17 protein-coding genes and 1 riboswitch are annotated in these 16,784 nt (G+C 71.6%); of the genes, 13 read left to right on the top strand and 4 right to left on the bottom strand.

Annotated elements, in window-relative coordinates:
- Nucleotides 1-54: 54 nt before the first annotated feature.
- Nucleotides 55-561, top strand: coding sequence for a hypothetical protein (locus ACWGI6_RS14020; protein WP_453267721.1), 507 nt, complete (start codon nt 55-57; stop codon nt 559-561).
- Nucleotides 561-1,868, top strand: a complete 1,308-nt coding sequence (locus ACWGI6_RS14015) for a sensor histidine kinase (protein ID WP_453267720.1) — start codon at nt 561-563, stop codon at nt 1,866-1,868. Before ACWGI6_RS14020 ends, ACWGI6_RS14015 begins: the two co-directional genes overlap by 1 nt.
- 52 nt (nt 1,869-1,920) lie before the next feature.
- Here ACWGI6_RS14015 and bcp read toward each other — a convergent pair whose 3' ends face one another.
- On the bottom strand, nt 1,921-2,388 hold the full coding sequence (gene bcp, locus ACWGI6_RS14010) for a thioredoxin-dependent thiol peroxidase (RefSeq protein ID WP_453267719.1): 468 nt from the start codon (nt 2,386-2,388) through the stop codon (nt 1,921-1,923).
- A 226-nt stretch (nt 2,389-2,614) separates the two neighbouring features.
- Here bcp and ACWGI6_RS14005 point away from each other — a divergent pair, with 226 nt between their 5' ends.
- From ACWGI6_RS14005 to ACWGI6_RS13995, 3 genes are all read left to right on the top strand, one after another.
- Nucleotides 2,615-2,932 carry a DUF3618 domain-containing protein gene (locus ACWGI6_RS14005; protein ID WP_393907294.1) on the top strand — a complete coding sequence of 106 codons (318 nt, stop codon included), beginning with the start codon at nt 2,615-2,617 and terminating at the stop codon, nt 2,930-2,932.
- 232 nt (nt 2,933-3,164) lie between these two features.
- On the top strand, nt 3,165-3,467 hold the full coding sequence (locus ACWGI6_RS14000) for a GroES family chaperonin (protein WP_048828920.1): 303 nt from the start codon (nt 3,165-3,167) through the stop codon (nt 3,465-3,467).
- Between the two features lie 130 nt (nt 3,468-3,597).
- A riboswitch (guanidine-III (ykkC-III) riboswitch) is annotated at nt 3,598-3,658 on the top strand.
- Nucleotides 3,659-3,691: 33 nt separating this feature from the next.
- Complete coding sequence (locus tag ACWGI6_RS13995; RefSeq protein WP_453267718.1) at nt 3,692-4,012, top strand: DMT family transporter; 321 nt, start codon at nt 3,692-3,694, stop codon at nt 4,010-4,012.
- Between the two features lie 170 nt (nt 4,013-4,182).
- Here ACWGI6_RS13995 and ACWGI6_RS13990 read toward each other — a convergent pair whose 3' ends face one another.
- Entirely contained in the window at nt 4,183-6,384 is a 2,202-nt protein-coding gene (locus ACWGI6_RS13990) for a transglycosylase domain-containing protein (RefSeq protein ID WP_453267717.1), read from the bottom strand.
- 287 nt (nt 6,385-6,671) lie between these two features.
- On the opposite strand from ACWGI6_RS13990, the gene ACWGI6_RS13985 reads away from it, so the two are divergent.
- The 4 genes from ACWGI6_RS13985 (at nt 6,672) to ACWGI6_RS13970 (ending at nt 10,073) form a co-directional block, all read left to right on the top strand.
- A complete protein-coding gene (locus tag ACWGI6_RS13985) occupies nt 6,672-7,466 on the top strand; it encodes an ABC transporter permease (RefSeq protein WP_453267716.1) in 795 nt (264 codons plus the stop codon).
- Between the two features lie 76 nt (nt 7,467-7,542).
- Complete coding sequence (locus ACWGI6_RS13980) at nt 7,543-8,307, top strand: ABC transporter permease (RefSeq protein ID WP_393907411.1); 765 nt, start codon at nt 7,543-7,545, stop codon at nt 8,305-8,307.
- Between the two features lie 47 nt (nt 8,308-8,354).
- Complete coding sequence (locus ACWGI6_RS13975; protein WP_453267715.1) at nt 8,355-9,383, top strand: ABC transporter ATP-binding protein; 1,029 nt, start codon at nt 8,355-8,357, stop codon at nt 9,381-9,383.
- 9 nt (nt 9,384-9,392) lie between these two features.
- The gene (locus ACWGI6_RS13970; protein ID WP_453267714.1) at nt 9,393-10,073 is read left to right on the top strand and encodes a DUF1707 SHOCT-like domain-containing protein; all 681 of its coding nucleotides are present in this window, start codon (nt 9,393-9,395) and stop codon (nt 10,071-10,073) included.
- Between the two features lie 77 nt (nt 10,074-10,150).
- On the opposite strand, the gene ACWGI6_RS13965 is transcribed toward ACWGI6_RS13970, so the two are convergent.
- Nucleotides 10,151-11,461, bottom strand: coding sequence for an SGNH/GDSL hydrolase family protein (locus tag ACWGI6_RS13965; protein ID WP_453267713.1), 1,311 nt, complete (start codon nt 11,459-11,461; stop codon nt 10,151-10,153).
- Between the two features lie 283 nt (nt 11,462-11,744).
- Here ACWGI6_RS13965 and ACWGI6_RS13960 point away from each other — a divergent pair, with 283 nt between their 5' ends.
- The 4 genes from ACWGI6_RS13960 to ACWGI6_RS13945 all read left to right on the top strand — a co-directional run bounded on the left by ACWGI6_RS13960 (nt 11,745) and on the right by ACWGI6_RS13945 (nt 15,790).
- The gene (locus ACWGI6_RS13960) at nt 11,745-13,097 is read left to right on the top strand and encodes a DUF445 domain-containing protein (RefSeq protein ID WP_453267712.1); all 1,353 of its coding nucleotides are present in this window, start codon (nt 11,745-11,747) and stop codon (nt 13,095-13,097) included.
- A gap of 70 nt (nt 13,098-13,167) precedes the next feature.
- Nucleotides 13,168-13,956, top strand: coding sequence for a class E sortase (locus ACWGI6_RS13955; protein ID WP_453267711.1), 789 nt, complete (start codon nt 13,168-13,170; stop codon nt 13,954-13,956).
- 32 nt (nt 13,957-13,988) lie between these two features.
- Nucleotides 13,989-14,222: a DUF3311 domain-containing protein gene (locus tag ACWGI6_RS13950; protein WP_453267710.1), complete on the top strand. Its 234-nt coding sequence runs from the start codon at nt 13,989-13,991 to the stop codon at nt 14,220-14,222.
- Nucleotides 14,219-15,790 carry a sodium:solute symporter family protein gene (locus tag ACWGI6_RS13945; RefSeq protein WP_453267709.1) on the top strand — a complete coding sequence of 524 codons (1,572 nt, stop codon included), beginning with the start codon at nt 14,219-14,221 and terminating at the stop codon, nt 15,788-15,790. The genes ACWGI6_RS13950 and ACWGI6_RS13945 overlap by 4 nt, the downstream gene beginning before the upstream one ends.
- Here ACWGI6_RS13945 and ACWGI6_RS13940 read toward each other — a convergent pair.
- Nucleotides 15,768-16,736 carry an SCO0930 family lipoprotein gene (locus ACWGI6_RS13940; RefSeq protein WP_453267708.1) on the bottom strand — a complete coding sequence of 323 codons (969 nt, stop codon included), beginning with the start codon at nt 16,734-16,736 and terminating at the stop codon, nt 15,768-15,770. The genes ACWGI6_RS13945 and ACWGI6_RS13940 overlap by 23 nt on opposite strands.
- Between the last annotated feature and the right edge of the window lie 48 nt (nt 16,737-16,784).

The raw sequence follows: 16,784 nt of genomic DNA, 5'->3' as shown, positions 1-16,784 counted from the left end.
CATTCGTGTTTGCTGGGGTGGGGGTACGGGGCTGGTCCCCGGGAGGAGATCGTGATGACCGATCGCGAAGGGTCTCGCTGGGTTCGGGGGCGTACCGCGCTGGCGTCCTTCGGCGTGGTGACGGCGCTGGCGGGCGGCGGGGTGTGGTTCGGCCAGGCGTCGGACCGTGCGTCGGCCCTGGATGCCGCGCCGAAGACGTCGGCGGTGCAGGACGTGAAGGAGGATGCCAAGGAGCCGGGAGGGCTGCCGGGCGTCCGGGACTGCGGGATCGGCAAGCCGGCGGTCAAGCCGCATGTGATTACGCTGACCTGCCGGGACGCGGGGATGGTGGCGACCGCGATCCGGTGGAAGGTCTATGGCGCGCGGGAAGCGTTCGGTGCGGGTGTGGTGCAGGTGGAGAAGACCGCCGCGGGGGCGGGCGCGGATTCGGGTTACCCGGCGACCTTCCGGCTCTACGGTCCGAAGCCGGTCGACGGCGGGCTGGTGTTCACCGGTCTTGAGGTGACGTACGACGGCTCGACGCCGCTCGGTGACACGACGGAGATGTACAACCTCGCGTGATGGGCATTCGAGGCCGGATCGCCCTGGCCATTTCCTGTATGACGGCGCTGGCCGTGGTGGTGCTCGGGTTTGCGGTGCATCACATAGCGGATGCCGAGCGGGAGCGGTCGGCGCGGGCGTACCAGGATGACCGGCTGAGTTCGGCGCTGCAGATCTACGAGCGGGACGGCACGCTGGCGCTGGGGGCGCAGCTGGACGATGCGACCTTGCCGGGGCCGTTGCGGGCGGCGGTGTTCCACAAGCAGTCGGGGACGTACGTCAGCGGAGGTGAGGATCCGCGGGTGTGGGCGGCGACCGGGGTCGGTGACGGCGGTGGGAGCGCTCCGACGCGCTCGCTGTCGGTGTCGGCGGCGTATCCCCATGACGATCCGGCGCAACTGGCCCTGGACCGGGCGCTGCTGATCGCGGGGTGCGGCACGGTCGTGCTGATGGCTGGGGTGTCGTGGTTCGTGGCGCAGCGGCTGTCGCGGCGGCTGCGGCTGAGTGCGGCGGCGGCGCGGCGGATCGCGGCGGGTGCGGCGCCGGACGCGGATGCGCTGGCCAGCCATGGCCGCGACGAGGTGGCCGAGTTGGGCCGCAGTGTCCATCACATGGCGACGTCGCTGGCGGCACGGGTGGAGGCGGAGCGGGAGTTCACCGCGGATGTGGCGCATGAGCTGCGGACGCCGGTGGCCGGTCTGGTGGCGGCCGCGGAGCTGTTGCCGCAGCCGCGGGCGGTGGAGCTGGTGCGGGACCGGGCGCAGGCGATGCGGCGGCTGGTGGAGGATCTGCTGGAGGTCTCGCGGCTGGACGCGGGCGTGGAGCGGGCGGATCTGGACGCCTGTGAGCTGCCGTCGCTGGTGCGCGGGATCGTGCAGCGGGCGGCGCGCCAGCGCGGGGTGGACGAGGTGTCGGTGACCGTGGAGGGCGAGCCGCGGATCGTGGAGACGGACCGGCGGCGGGTGGAGCGGGTGCTGGTGAATCTGCTGGCGAACGCGGCCAAGCACGGCAAGCCGCCGATCGAGGTGGTGGTGGCGGGGGCGCGGATCGTGGTGCGCGATCACGGTCCCGGCTATCCGGCGGAGCTGTGTGCGGAGGGGCCGCGGCGGTTCCGTACGGCTGCGCCGGAGCGGGGGACCGGGCACGGTCTGGGGCTGACGATCGCGGCCGGGCAGGCGGATGTGCTGGGGGCCCGGCTGGACTTCGGCGCCGCCGCGGACGGCGGCGCCGAAGCGGTGCTGGAACTGCCGGACTCTACGGCGACAGCGCCGGGAATCGGTCTTCCACTCGCCGCAACCGACAACGGCTTCTGCCCCGGGCCACCCTGACGCGGGGCGCCGGCCGTGCTGGAGCTGCCGGACCGGGTGGGGGCGAGGTGCGCTACAGCCCCAGGTCCTTGATGATCTTGGCGACATGGCCGGTGGCCTTGACGTTGTAGAGGGCGCGCTCGACCTTGCCCTCCTCGTCGAGGATGACGGTGGAGCGGATGACGCCGGTGACGGTCTTGCCGTAGAGCTTCTTCTCGCCGAAGGCGCCGTATGCCGTGAGGACCTGCTTGTCGGGGTCGCCGAGGAGGGTGACCTTCAGGTCTTCCTTCTCCCGGAACTTGGCGAGCTTCTCCGGCTTGTCGGGGGAGATGCCGATGACGTCGTAGCCGTGGCCGGTGAGGAAGTCGAGGTTGTCGGTGAAGTCGCAGGCCTGCTTGGTGCAGCCGGGGGTCAGGGCGGCCGGGTAGAAGTAGACGATGACCTTGCGGCCCTGGTGGCCGGCGAGCGAGACCTGCTTGCCGTCCGCGTCGGGCAGGGTGAAGGCGGGGGCGGTGTCGCCGGGCTGCAGTCGCTCGCTCATGGCTCTCCTTAGCGTGGGTCCGTACGCCCCCGACATTAGCCAGCCGGAGTGCGGAACGGTGCCAGGGGCGTCTCGGGGGTGCGAAACGGGGGTGCTGTGGGGCGCATGGGGGCGTGAGCTGACAGACTGTCCATCACGAATCGGCAGTCAGCTATGTGGCCGGTTCCGTACGGGGCCTCGTGCCCGGCCCTCGTACGCATCGGCGCGAGACGACGGAGGCAGCGCGGTGGCGGAAGCCAGGACCCCGGCGCAGATCGAGGCGGACATCGTCCGCAGGCGGCAGGAGCTCGCCGTCACGCTCGACGAGATCGGTGTGCGGCTGCACCCGAAGACGATCATGGACGATGCCAAGGCGAGGACGGCGGCCGCCGTGGACCGTACGGCGGGGCGGGCGTACGTGGCCGCCAATCGAGCGATCTCGGATGTGCGGGCCCAGTTCGTGTCGGAGGACGGGGTGCCGCGGCTGGAGCGGATCGTTCCGGTGGCGATGGCCGGCGTGGCCGTGATCGGTCTGCTGACGCTGCGCGCCAGGCGGCGCGGCTGAGCGTTCGGCGGGAAGTGCCGAGCGGTGCCGTCCCGTCCGTGGCTGCGTCGTGGCGGGTCGCGCGGTTCCCCGCGCCCCTTCGGGGTGCGACCCCGTCGCACCGGACGTCGGCGAGGCCGCTCGGGGCGGGGCCCGGGGCGGCCGCGGTGCGTGCCGGGCGTCCGCGGGCAGGTACGGTCATGCCGTGAGCCCGAATAACACCAAGGACACCCACGACAAGCTGCCGATCCGGATGCTGCACGACCGTGTGCTGGTCCGGACGGACATCCCCGAGGGCGAGCGCCGCTCGTCGGGGGGCATCGTCATTCCCGCGACCGCGGCGGTCGGCCGTCGCCTGGCCTGGGCCGAGGTGGTAGCGGTCGGGCAGAACGTGCGGACCGTCGAGGTGGGCGACCGGGTGCTGTACGACCCGGAGGACCGGGCCGAGGTCGAGGTGCGCGGGGTGGCGTATGTGCTGATGCGCGAGCGCGATCTGCATGCGGTGGCCGCGGAGCGGCTGGAGGGCGCGGAGGACGCGACCGGGCTGTACCTGTAGCCCCGTCCGCGGTTCCCCCCGGGCGGGTCGGTACGTCGCCAAGGTGGAGCCGGTAGCCCTGGTTTTTCCGGGCCCTTGTCCGGGGCCCGGTGGGCGGTGACCGAGGTCACCGCCCGTTTCGCTGCCCTTTGCTAGCCTCGGGAAGCACCCGACGAGACGCGCCGTACCGGGTCACGACAAGACGACGCACCCCTGTTGAAGCTCTTTTCGCGGAGGTGCCCGTCATGGCATGGATCCTGCTCATGGTCGCCGGCCTGCTGGAGGTCGGCTGGTCGATCGGGATGAAGTTCACCGATGGGTTCACCCGGCTGTGGCCCAGTGTGTTCACCGGCGCGGGCATCGTCGCCAGCATGCTGCTGCTCTCGTACGCGGCCCGGACCCTGCCGATCGGTACGGCCTACGGCGTGTGGGTCGGCATCGGGGCGGCGGGTGCGGCGGTGGTCGGCATGATGGTGCTCGGCGAACCGGCCACGGCGGCCCGGGTCTTCTTCATCTGCCTGTTGCTGGTGGCGGTGGTCGGCCTCAAGGCCACGTCGGGGCACTGACGGGACGTCGGCTCCGTGGCGCGCGCCTGCCGTGCTGCGTGCCCCGTACGCGGTCCCCGTACGCGGTCCCCGTACGCGGTCCCCGTACGGCCTTCCCTGTCCCCTTACGGCCTTCCCCGTCCCCGTACGGTGGCCCGGCCGCTGCCCGCCGCCTGCCGTACGGCGCTCCGCTACCCGCCGCCCCACCGCCACCGCAGCCGCTGCTCCAGGTCGTCGCTCTGGGGCTCGAACGTCGGGAAGTCGTTGGTGGGCTCGGCGGTCGGTGCGGGTGGGGTCGGCGGGGTGGGGGTGGGCGGTTGGCCGGTCGGCGGGGTCGGGCCGCCGGGGGTCGGCGTGGGGAGGGTGGGCGAGTCGCTGGGGCCGGTGGACGGCGAGCCCGAGACGCCGGGCGAGGCCGAGTCGCTGCTGGACGGCGACGGTGACACCGACTCAGCGCCTGCCTCCAGTTGCAGGTCGAAGTCGCGGACCGGGCGTCCGTTCAGCGCGGCCGCGGTGTAGTCGGCCCAGACCTGGGCGGGGTAGTCGCCGCCGTTGACCCGCGACAGCCCTCCGGCGCCGTACAGGGGCTCCTGTGCGGCGCTCTCCGGGTTCTGGCCGAGCACCGCGACGACGGTGGCGAGATCGGGGGTGTAGCCCGCGAACCACGCGGCCTTGTCCTCTTCGGCGGTTCCCGTCTTGCCGGCCGCCGGCCGCCCGGCGCCCTGGGCGGCGGTGCCGGTGCCGCCGTCGACGACGCTGCGCAGGATCGAGGTGGTGGTGTCGGCGGCGGAGCGCGGGACGGCGGTGGTCTCCTCGCGCTCGGGCAGTTCGAGGTCCTCCTCGCTCTTGGTGACCTTGTCGACCAGGGTGTACGGCCGGTGGGTGCCGTGGTGGGCGAGCGTGGCGTAGACCTGGGTCATGTCCAGGACGCTGGGGGTGGCGGTGCCCAGCGAGATCGCGCCCTGGGACGAGGCGAGACTGGGGGTGCGGGCGGGGATGCCGAGGTCGACGGCGGTGGCCTTGACCTTGCCGGGGCCGACGTCCATGCCCATCTGCGCGTAGACGGCGTTGACGGACTTGTCGGTGGCCTCGGTGACGGTGATCGGGCCGTAGGAGCGGTCGTCCTCATTGGCGGGCGCGAAGCCGGTGCGGGAGCCGTGACTGATCGTCATCCGCTTGTTGGTGCCGTCGTAGAGGGTGTTGGGGGTGATCCGGGCGCCGTCCTGGGTGGTGGAGTTGTTCTGTACGGCGGAGGCGAAGACGATCGGCTTGAAGGTGGAGCCGACCTGGTAGTCGCTGCGGGTGGCGCCGTTGACGAACTGCTTGGCGTAGTCGATGCCGCCGTAGAGGGCGACGACCCGGCCGCTCGCGGGGTCGATGGAGGCGCCGCCGGCCCGGACGTAGCGGTCGACCTTCCGGGAGTCGTCGAGGCGGTCCATCACCCGGGTGTTGACCGCCTTGACGAAGGCGTTCTGGCGTTTCTTGCTGATGGTGGTGGTGATGCGGTAGCCGCCGGCCCGCAGGGTGTCCTCGTCGAGGATCTTGTTGTCGGTGAGGTAGTTCTTGACCGCCTCGACGAGGTAGCCGCGCTGGCCGGACAGTCCCGCTGACGGCTTGGCGGCCTTCGGCATGGGGAACTCCAGCGCCGCCCGGTCGGCCTTGGTGAGCCACTTCTGCTTCACCATGCCGTCCAGGACGTAGTTCCAGCGCGCCAGCACCCGCGCCCGGTTCCCGGGGTGGGCGGTGATGTCGTAGGCGCTGGGGGCATTGAGGAGGGTGGCGAGGTAGGCGCCCTGGGCGAGGGTCAGCTGATCGGCGTTGCGGCCGTAGTAGGACTGCGCGGCGGCCTGGATGCCGTAGGCGTTGCGGCCGTAGTAGCTGGAGTTGAGGTAGCCCTCCAGGATGTTGTCCTTGCTCACCTCGCGGTCCAGTTTGATGGCGATGAAGAATTCCTTGGCCTTACGGGTGACGGTCTGTTCCTGGCCGAGGTAGTAGTTCTTCACGTACTGCTGGGTGATGGTGGAGCCGGACTGCTTGCCCTTGCCGGTCACGGTGTTCCAGGCGGCGCGGAGCATCGCGGCGGGATCGACAGCGGACTCGGCGTAGAAGTCGCGGTCCTCGGCGGCGAGTACGGCCTGCTGGACGGATTTCGGGACCTGGCTGAGGGTGACGTTCTGCCGGTTGATCTCACCGTCGCGGGCCAACTCGGAGCCGTCGGAGTAGAGGTAGACGGTGCTCTGGGCCTTGGCGGCGCTGTTGGCCGGCGGGATGCCGACGAGCAGATAGCCGGCGACCAGCCCGCCGACGATGAGCAGCAGGAACAGCAGCACGGTGCCCAGCACCATGCGCCAGGTGGGGAGGACACGGCGCCAGCCCGTGCGTTGTCCGCTCATGTAGGTAAGGACTCCTCGGCCGCCGCCGAAGGTTGTACCGCGGCGGTCGTGTCGTGTCGGGGGTTTCGCGCGGTGCGCCGCAAGAGCAACTGCCGCCCGTTGGGAAACTCTCGCATCAAATGCCCCGGTCAGGTGGGGTGGCGCGCACCGAAGTCCGCCAGCTGACCGGCTGAACGGCGCCCACGGCTCACCCGAAGCGGTGATAATGCGATGGCGGCTGCCGCGCCCCGGGGCCTAGGCTCCGGTTCTTTGGCCGTCCGACGACAACGGGGCTGGGGGAACGCGTCGTGTGGTACGTCGCGGTGGCGGCCGGCAGCTTCCGGCGGTACGCCACCTACCGGATCGCGACCGTGGCGGGCGTGTTCACGAACACCGTCTTCGGCTTCATCGTCGCCTTCACGTATATCGCACTGTGGGACGAGCGGCCGCATCTGGGCGGCTATGACCAGGCGCAGGCGCTGACCTTCGTGTGGACCGCGCAGGCGCTGCTGGCCACCACGGGGCTGATGGGCGGCGGGCTGGACGAGCTGCAGGAGCGGATCCGTACCGGCGATATCGCGGTGGACCTCTACCGGCCCGCTGATCTGCAGCTGTGGTGGCTGGCCGCTGATCTGGGGCGCGCCGGGCTGCAGTTGCTCGGCCGTGGGGTGGTGCCGATGACGGTGGGCGCCCTGGCCTTTCCGCTCGCACTGCCCGGCGATCCGCTGACCTGGGGCTGCTTTCTGCTGTCGGTGCTGCTCGGGGTGCTGGTCAGTTTCACGCTGCGCTATCTCGTCGCACTGGCGTCGTTCTGGCTCCTCGACGGCGCGGGGCTGGCCCTGATCAGCGGCCTGGCCTGCATGTTCTTCTCGGGGATGGTGCTGCCGCTGCGGGTCTTCCCCGGCGGTCTGGGCGAGGTCGCCCAGCTGCTGCCATGGGCGGCGGTCCTGCAGGTGCCGGCCGATGTGCTGGTGGGTGCGCGCACTGGCGGTGCGGTGCTGCGGGGACTGGTGTTCCAGGCCGCATGGGGTGGGGCGCTGCTGGCGCTGGGGCGGCTGGTGCAGTCGGCGGCGACCCGCAAGGTGGTGGTGCACGGTGGTTAGCGGCTGGCCGGAGGACCGGGCCGGCGGCGGGGGCCGCCTCGCCCAGGGGCTCTTCGCGTACGGGCTGATCGTGCGGATGTGGGTGCGCTCCGCCCTCGCCTACCGGACCTCGTTCCTGATGATGGCGTTCGGCAACTTCGCGGCCAACGCCCTGGACTTCGTCGCGATCATGCTGATGTTCTCGCGGATCGACGCCCTCGGCGGGTTCTCGCTGCCCGAAGTGGCCTTCCTGTACGGGACGTCCGGAGTCTCGCTGGGTCTGGCGGATCTGCTGCTGGGCAGCATCGAAGGGCTGGGCCGGCGGGTGCGGGACGGCACCCTGGACGTTCTGCTGCTGCGCCCCGCACCGGTCTTCGCGCAGATCGCGGCGGACCGTTTCGCGCTGCGCAGGCTGGGCCGGATCACCCAGGCGCTGCTGGTGCTCGGCTGGTCGCTGTCCCGCCTCCAGGTGGACTGGACGGTGGGCCGGGTGCTGATGGTGCCGCTGATGGCGGTGTGCGGAACGGCCATCTTCGCTGCGGTCTTCACGGCGGGCGCAGCCTTCCAGTTCTGGGCGCAGGACGCGGCCGAGGTGCAGAACTCCTTCACCTACGGCGGCAACGCGATGCTGCAGTACCCGCCGACGGTGTTCGCCAAGGAGCTGGTGCGCGGTGTCACCTTCCTCGTCCCGCTGGCCTTCGTGAACTGGCTGCCCGCGCTGCGACTGCTGGGCCGCCCCGATCCGCTGGGGCTGCCGGGCTGGGTGGACTTTCTGGGGCCCGTGGTGGCGGCGCTGATGTGTACGGGGGCCGGGCTGGCGTGGCGGCTGGGGCTCCGGTCGTACCGCAGCACCGGAAGCTGACGGCCTATCAAGTAGTGGACGACGAACGGGACGACGGAGGAGGACGCGTGGTGGGCGAGGGGGCCGCGGCACAGCCGCTGATCGAGGTGGACGGCGTCGAGAAGGTCTTCTCGGTGCGGCGCAAGGCGGGCCGGCTGCGGAGGGTACGCCAGGAGGTCCGGGCCGTGGACGGCATCTCCTTCCGGGTGCCGCGCGGCGAGATGGTCGGCTACATCGGTCCCAACGGCGCCGGAAAGTCCACCACGATCAAGATGCTGACGGGCATTCTGGTCCCCAGCGGTGGCCGGCTGCGGATCGCGGGCATCGATCCGGCGCGCGAACGGACCCGGCTCGCCCGCCGGATCGGGGTGGTCTTCGGGCAGCGCACCACCCTGTGGTGGGACCTGCCGCTGAAGGACTCCTACGAGCTGGTGCGGCGGATGTACCGGATCCCGGACGCCGTCCACCGCGCCAACCTGGAGCGCTGTGTCGAGCTGCTGGACCTGGGCCCGCTGCTGGCCGTACCGGTGCGGCAGCTGTCGCTGGGGCAGCGGATGCGCGGCGATATCGCGGCGGCGCTGCTGCACGACCCCGAGGTGCTGTATCTGGACGAGCCGACCATCGGCCTCGATGTGATCAGCAAGGCGAAGGTGCGCGAGTTCCTGCGCGAGGTGAACGCCGAGCGGGGCACCACCGTCCTGCTGACCACCCATGACCTCACCGACATCGAGCAGTTGTGCCGCCGGGTGATGGTCATCGACCACGGCCGTCTGGTCTACGACGGCGGCCTCGACGGGCTGCGGGCGGCCGGTGACGGTGAGCGGATGCTGGTGGTGGACCTGGAGCGGCAACTGCCGCCGATCGAGGGCGTACCGGGCGCCCGGACGGTCAAGGTGGACGGGCCCCGGCAGTGGCTGGCGTTCCCGGCGTCGCAGAGCGCGGCGCCGCTGGTCGCGGCGGTCGCCGCGCGCTATCCGCTGGTGGATCTGTCGGTGCGGGAGCCGGACATCGAGACCTTGATCGCCGAGCTGTACGCGGGGGGCGGGAAGCGGGCGGATACCGGGCGGAGCGGGAGCAAGGGGGGCCGCGCCCTCTAACGTGTCCGTATGACTGAAGACCTCCCTGAATTGCGCGCCTCCGACGCCGACCGTGAGCGGGTCGCCGAGGTCCTGCGGGACGCCGTCGCGGAAGGGCGGCTGGCGATGGAGGAGTTCGACGAGCGGCTCGATGCGACGTACCAGGCCCGCACCTACGGGGAGTTGGAGCCGCTCACCGCCGATCTGCCGGTGGCCGCGGCGGGCCCGGCCCCGCTGTCGCTACGCAAGGAGAGCGCGGCACCGACGCCGTGGGCGGAGCGGATCGTGGACGGCGCGGAAGGTTCCGCGGTCGGCATCGCCCTCCTGGGCGGCTTCCAGCGCAAGGGCCGGTGGACGATCGGTCGCCGCTTCACGGCGTTCTGCCTCATGGGCGGCGGCGAGATCGATCTGCGCGAGGCGAACTTCGCCGGGTCCGAAGTCGTCATCACCTGCTGGGCGCTCATGGGCGGGGTGAACATCGTGGTGCCGCCGGGCGTCGATGTCGACGTGCGCGGTCTGGGCATCATGGGCGGCTTCGACTCGCGTGAGGACGGGGTGCCGGGCGAGCCCGGTGCGCCCCGCGTGATCGTCCGGGGCCTGGCGCTGATGGGCGGCGTCGGCGTCGAGCGCAAGCTGCTCAAGGCCGAGAAGCGCCGGCTGAAGGAGGAGCAGCGCCGCCTGGAGGGCAATCCGCGCAAGGAGTTGGGCTGAGGCGGCGGCTGCTCCGTTCGCCTGCGGGCCGGTCCGACGGATCACGGCCCTGGCGGTGCTGATCCATCGGACCGGCCCTACAGTGCGGCGGGCGCGGCCAGCTTGAGGTGGGCGAGGTTCACCGCGTTGGCCATCGCCCGGAAGCCCTCGTCGCTCGGGTGCAGATGGTCACCGGAGTCGTAGGCGGGCCGCAGCCGCAGCGGCGCCGACGGGTCGCGCAGCGCCTTGTCGAAGTCCACGACCTCGTCGTAGACGGTGCCGGAGCGGATGATGCGGTTGACCCGTTCGCGGACCGAATTCAGCAGCGTGGAGTAACCGCGGTGCCCCCCGAACGGCGTAAGGGTGCTGCCGGTGACGCGCAGACCGCGGGCGTGGGCCTGGCGGACGAGCTCCCGCATACCCGCGACGACCTTCTGCGGGTCGAGCTGGCGCGGGGTCTTGAACAGGTCGTTCAGCCCGATCTCGACGATCACCGCCTTCACTCCGGTACGGGACAGCGCATCGCGCTCCAGGCGGGTCAGCACGCTGGGCCCGTTGTTCGGGGAGAACCGGGAGCCGTTGACCAGCAGACGGTTCCCGCTGATGCCCTGGTTGAGGACGCCGTAGCGGGGCGCGCCGGGTTCGTTGCGCAGCCTCGCCGCGAGGAAGTCCGTCCAGCGGTGGTTGGCGCCGGCGGTGGAGGTGATGCCGTCGGTGATCGAGTCGCCGATCGCGACGACCGAGCCGCGGGCCTGGGTGCTCCACACGTCCACACCGGTCAGATAGCGCCAGTACGGGCTCTGCTCGGTGTAGGCCGCGCCGGTGGCGTCCTCGGCGCGGTCGCCGCGCGCCAGGTACGAGGTCTGCCGGGCGTACGGGTGATAGGTGGCCGGCCCCGAGGGGGACGGGGAGTACGTGGTGACCAGCAGGTCCGCGTCGCCGGGCACCTTCAGCCGGGTCGGGTCGCTGGTGACCGCGCCGCCCGCCGGGATGGTCACCGCCGGCTTGCCGCCGAAGGACAGCCGCCGCATGGTGCCGCTCGCCGCCGTGGGGTTGCTGGGGGCCGCGGCCAGCGCCAGGGTGGCGTGGCTGACCACCAGCGGACGGGTGCCGTAGAGGTTGGAGAGCTGGATGCGGACGCCCGAGCCGCCGACGCTGGTGTGCACGACGTTGCGTATGGACATCCCCGCGTAGCCGTTCAGGGTGCCGGGCTCGGCCGCCGCCGCGGCCGCCGACCAGGTGCCGATCCACTGTCCGGAGACCGCCGGCGCCGCCGGGTCGCGCGGCTTGTGCGGAGAGCTGCCCAGCCCGCCGTCATCGCCGCCGAAGCCGACGAATATCGCGGTCGAGATCAGCACCACCACTGCCGCCAGACCGGCGAGCAGGGAGTAACCCACACTTTTCTTCATGCGGGAGAGGTCTCCTGGGTAAAGCGGAGCAGCGCGCTCCGGGCGGGCAAGGGCAGCGGATGATCAGCGGCACCGTTGCGGTCCGATCGATCCTTCATGATCCCACGGACCTCGGGCGCGCCGCCCGGCGCCCCGCTCGATGCCCCCATGGCATGGACGCGGGGAACTCGTGGTTCGTTCCAGGAGTAGGTCACAGTGGGATATACGGCCGGACCGGCGGCCGGTGTGCGGAGCGGGACGGTCCGGATGGATGGCGGGGGGCACGGTGGGAGCGGTGGAGCGGATGGAACGCACAAATGCGGATACGGCGCCGAAAGCGGAACGGGCACCGGTGCCGCACTCGACGCCGGCGGGCCGGCCCGTGCCGGCCGGCGGTTTCGCGTACGGCGCCGCCGACGAGGAGCGCCGGCGCGCCGTACGCCGGATGAAGACGCTGGCCACCGGCCTGCTGCTGGCCGTCGCGCTGGTCTACGTCCTGGCGAAATGGGCCGGCGCCTCCGGGGTGGGCGGCTGGACCGGGTTCGTCGCGGCGGCGGCGGAGGCCGGGATGGTCGGTGCGCTGGCCGACTGGTTCGCGGTCACCGCGCTGTTCAAACGGCCGATGGGACTGCCGATCCCGCATACCGCGATCATTCCCACCAAAAAGGACCAACTGGGTCAGAGTCTGGGTGATTTCGTCGGTGAGAACTTCCTCTCCGGCGAGGTCGTCCGCAGCCGGCTGCGCTCCGTCGGCATCGGCCGCCGGGTCGGTGGCTGGCTCGCCGAGCCCGCGAACGCCGACCGGGTCACCGCCGAGCTCTCCACCGCACTGCGCGGCGCGCTGACCGTGCTGCGTGACTCCGATGTACAGGCGGTGGTCGGCGAGGCGATCACCCGCCGCGCCGACGCCCAGGAGATCGCGCCCGGGATCGGCACGATGCTGGAGAAGGTCGTCGCCGAGGGCGGCCACCGGCGGGTGGTGGATCTGGTCATCGCCCGCGCCCATGACTGGCTGGTCGAGCACGGCGACTCCGTGATGAGCGCGGTCTCCGGCGGCGCGCCCGGATGGACCCCGCGGTTCGTCGACCGCAAGGTGGGCGACCGGGTCTACAAGGAGCTGATGCGCTTCGTCACCGAAATGCGCGATATGCCCGAGCACCCGGCACGCGGGGCGATCGACCGCTTCCTGCGGGACTTCGCGGACGATCTGCAGTCCGACCCGGACACCCGCGCCAAGGTCGAGCGGCTGAAGTCCGAGGTGCTGGGGCGCGGCGAGGTGCAGGACCTGATCGCCTCGGCCTGGGGCTCGGTGCGCGCCATGATCGTCGCCGCGGCCGAGGACGAGCGCAGCGAACTGCGGCTGCGGGTGCGGGCGGCGCTGCTGTCCCTGGGCCGGCGGCTGGCCGGCGAGGAGCGGCTGCAGCACAAGGTGGACGGCTGGCTGGAGGGCGCGGCCGTCTATGTGGTGACGACCTATCAGAGCGAGATCACCTCCCTGATCACCGACACCGTCGCGGGCTGGGACGCCGAGCACACCTCGAAGAAGATCGAGGCGCACATCGGCCGTGATCTGCAGTTCATCCGCATCAACGGCACGGTAGTCGGTGCCCTGGCCGGGCTCGCCATCTACGCCGTCTCCCAGGCCTTCGGCGGCTGACCCCGCCAGGGCGGGGGCCGGGGGTGCGCCGCCTCTGGTGGCTTGTGCCCGCAGGGCTTACGGTGCCCGCGTGCGGGAGCGGATACCGGTAGTCGTACAGGGGCGGCGCACCCGTCGCTCCCGTGCCGCGCGGGCGCTGTGGACGGGTGCGGAGCTGGCCGTGACGCTCGGCGCCGTACTCCTGCTCCTCGTGGTCCACCAGCTGTGGTGGACGAACCGTCAGGCGCAGCACGCGGCGGACGACCAGGTGGACCGGCTGGAGCGGCAGTGGGACGCGCGGCCGCCGTCACCCGTCGCGCCCCCGGCACGCGGTGACGACGACGCAGCGACGGCGGGGACCGCGGAGAGCGCCGCGCCGCCGGGTACGCCCGCCCGCCGCGCCGCCGGCCGGCCACCGTCGCCGCCCCGGAACCTGGCGTACGCCGTCCTGCGCATCCCGCGGATCGGCATCACCGCCCCCGTCGCCCAGGGCGTCGGCAAGGCCGCGGTCCTCAACAAGGGCTACGTCGGCCACTATCCGCACAGCGCGCAGCCCGGCGAGGCCGGCAACGTCGCGCTGGCCGGGCACCGCAACACCCACGGCGAGCCGTTCCGCCGCCTCGACCGGCTGCGCACCGGCGACACCGTCCTCATCGACACCGCCGAGGCCCGCTACACCTATGCCGTCCGGCGCACCCTGCCGCGGACCACACCCGCCGACGGCACGGTCCTGGCCACGGTCCCGTACAGCAGCGTGCACCCGGCCTACCGCTTCACGGAGCCCGGCGCCTATCTGACCCTGACGACCTGTACGCCGGAGTACACCTCCACCTACCGGCTGGTGGTGTGGGGCGTGTTGCGGTCGACACAGTCACGGTGAGCCCGGCCACGGGTGGCCTAGGCTCTGGCCACGTGCGAAACGAGTCCTCCGGCGGGCGAACCCCGGGTACGAGAAAGCGCCCGGCGCTGCTGTGGCTGCTGCTGCCGTATGTGCTGTTCCTGGCGGTGCTGCCGCTGGTGAACCGGGTGACACCGACGGTGCTCGGGCTGCCGTTCCTGTTCTTCTGGATGCTGGTGGCGACGCTGGCGACACCGCTGTCGGTGTGGCTGGCGCGGCGCGGCGACCTCAAGCGGGGCCGGATATGAACGCCACGGTTGCCACCGCCGTCTTCGGCGGCTTCATGGTGCTCACCGTCGCCCTCGGCCTGCTCGCGGTGCGCGGCGGCTCCGGTGGGGGGCTCGCCGAGTGGTCGGTGGGCGGCCGGAGTCTGGGGACCGTCTTCATCTGGGTGCTGATGGCCGGCGAGAGCTATACGAGCTTCAGCTACCTCGGCGCGGCCGGCTGGGGCTACCACTCCGGCGCCCCGGTGCTCTACGTCCTGGCCTATATGTCGTGCGGCTATGCGATCGGCTACGTCGTCGGGCCGATGCTGTGGGCCTACGCCCGCCGGCACCACCTGGTCGGCATCACCGACATGGTCGCGCACCGCTACCGCGCGCCCTGGCTCGGCGCCGCCGTCGCCCTCCTGGCCACCGTCTGTCTGCTGCCGTACATCCAGCTGCAGATCACCGGCATGGGCGTGGTCGTCTCCACCATTTCCTATGGCGCCATCAGTCTCAACTGGGGCTATTTCCTCGCTTTCGCCGTCACCACCGGCTTCGTCGTGATCAGCGGGCTGCGCGGCAGCGCCTGGGTGTCGGTGCTCAAGGACATCCTCGTCATCGCCACCCTCGGCTTCCTCGCGGTCTATGTGCCGCTGCACTACTTCGACGGCTACGGGCCCTTCCTGCACCGGATCGTCGCCGAGAAGCCGCAGTGGCTGACCTTCCCGGGCCATGCGTCGGGCGGACTGGGCCCGGTCTGGTTCGCCACCACCACCGTCGTCAACTCCCTCACGGTGGTGATCTTCCCGACGACCGTGGCGGGCTATCTGGGTGCCCGCAACGCCGATGTGCTGCGCCGCAACGCCCTCTACCTCCCCTTCTACAACGTGCTGTTGTTCGTGCCGATGCTGCTGGGGATGGCGGCGCTGTTCGTGGTGCCCGGGCTGGTGGGCGCGGACTCCAATCTCGCGCTGTTCAAACTGGTGGTGGACTCCCTTCCGGCCTGGGCCGTGGGGCTGATCGGGGTGGCCGCCGCCCTCTCCTCCATCGTGCCGATGGCCGTATTCATGCTGGTCATCGGCACGATGTGGGGGAGGAGCGTGCTGGGCGCGCTACCGCGTCCGGGCGGCGGGCCGGCCGGGGAGGCCTCCGGGGAAGGACGGTTGGCGGCGGGCGGGCGTCAGAAGCTGTGGGCGCAGCTGGTCGTGGTGGTGGCCGGCGCGCTGGCGCTGCTGCTGACCTACACCGCCCCCGACACCCTCGTCCGGCTGTCCTTGATTTCGTACGAGGGCATGGCGCAGCTCGTGCCGATGCTGCTGCTGGGGCTGGTGTGGCGGCGGCTGACGCTGTGCGCCGCGGTGAGCGGCCTGGTGGCGGGCTTTGCGCTCGTCTGTGTCCTGGTCTTCGGGGGACACGACCCGGTCTGGGGGATGAACGCGGGGATCGTCGCTCTCGCCGTGAATGTGGCGGTGGCGCTCGTGGTCACCTGGCTGGGGCCGCGCGACAGGGACGAGAGGCCGGACGCCGAGGTGCTGGCGCTGGACGACGAGTTCCCCCGGGACGGTGCGTCCTCGCGGGGCGGGACGGTCAGCCCGCCGGCGTCGTCGTGATCTTCTTGCCCTCCTTGGAGACCGCGAACCACAGGCCCATCTTGCCCTGGCCGTTGATGTCACCGGGCTGCTTGTCACCGGTGAACCAGTAGACCGGCCAGCAGTCGACGGCCAGCTGGCGGGTGCCGTCGGGGCGGGTGACGGTGGAGATGAGCTTGGGGGCGATGCCGTTGAGCTTGGAGCGGTCGGCCGGCTTGGCGGGCTTCCAGGTGTCCAGGCAGGCGTCGTTGCAGCCGAACTTCATCGGCCAGGCGCTGTCCTTGTTGAAGCGGTAGAGGGTGCGGCCCTCGCCGTCGACGAGGATCGAGCCGAGCTGGGGGTGGTTGAACACCGAGACGTCGCCGGGCTTTTCGGCGCCGGCCTTCTTGCCGTCGGCCGCCAGCGCGTTCCAGGTGCCGCCCACGCCCTGGCCCTTGGTGTCGCCGGCCTTGGTGTCCTTGGCGTAGCGGTAGGCGGGCCAGCCGCCGATGGTGAGCTGCTTGGTGCCGTCGGCGCGGGTGACCGAGCCCAGCTTGCTCTTGTCGATGCCGGCCGGGGCGCTGGCGCCGTCGGCGGGGACCACCGGCCAGGTGGTGGCGCAGGAGCCGGAGCAGTTGGACTTGGACGGGTCCGGGGTGTCCTTGTCGAAGCGGTAGAGGGTCATGCCCTTGGAGTCGGTGACGACCGGGCCGAGCTCGCTGTCCTGGTGCAGGGCCAGCGTGCCGGCGCTGGGCGCGGCCTGCGGGGCCTTGCCGCCGTTGTCGCCGCCCGCCTGGCCGCCGTAGCTGCTGCTGCCCGAGCCGCCGGAGGAGCCGTAGCCGTAGTCGCTGGTGCCCTGGCCGGCGGGCTGGACGTTGTCGGTGGTGGCGGTGCCGGCGCTCTGGTTGGCGCTGCTGCCGCAGGCGGCGGTCAGGGCCAGGGTGGCGACCGCGGTGGCCGCGAGACCCGCACGACGTCGAGTGATCATTGTGTCTCCTCTGTCGGGTGGTGATTCCGTCGCTTGCTGAGGTGAGGG

Source organism: Streptomyces sp. NPDC054786, from assembly GCF_053611685.1.
Note: the sequence above shows the minus strand (reverse complement) of the source record. Positions and strands in the feature narration are given on the sequence as shown.